At 46.1% G+C, this 531-nt stretch carries 2 pseudogenes; both read left to right on the top strand.

The features are described from left to right. Positions 1 to 135 (top strand): annotated as a pseudogene (locus R7Z50_RS30790) (tRNA (guanosine(18)-2'-O)-methyltransferase TrmH); the annotation flags it as partial. Between the two features lie 118 nt (positions 136 to 253). Then, positions 254 to 531 (top strand): annotated as a pseudogene (locus tag R7Z50_RS30785) (ATP-dependent DNA helicase RecG); the annotation flags it as partial.

Raw genomic sequence — 531 nt, 5'->3', positions numbered from 1 at the left:
CGCATCTTATTTGAACGTGGTCACCCAGTGCTTGCCAAAGTAGCGAAACGCAAGAAACTGGAATACCCGCCACTCGACGATGAAGGTCAAATCATCGCAGATGAGGCGTGGTGGCAAGAGATGCAAAAAGCTTAAGCTGAAACATAACGTTGAAAGCCCTCGCTTTCTACGCCACTTCTTATAGTTTTTCCTGTACAAAAACACAGCTCAATGGTTAACATACTGCTATGTTAACCATTTTCTTGAGCTTTCTATGTCTGCCCAAATGCTATCTGCTGTTCCTTTAACTTCTCTATCAGGAGTTGGCGCCAAAGTCGCAGAAAAACTCGCTAAAGTCGGCTTGCATAGCGTTCAAGATTTGTTGTTCCACCTGCCTCTACGCTACGAAGATCGCACCCGCATTTATCCTATTGCCAAACTGCACGCAGGCCTTTGGGCCGCGGTACAAGGTAAAGTCATGACCGTCGATACCATTTTTGGTAAACGCAAAATGCTGACAGTCAAAATCAGTGACGGCAATGGCACCATCAC

Source organism: Vibrio sp. 1249-1 (assembly GCF_033340495.1).
This window is presented reverse-complemented; position numbering and strand designations above follow the sequence as displayed.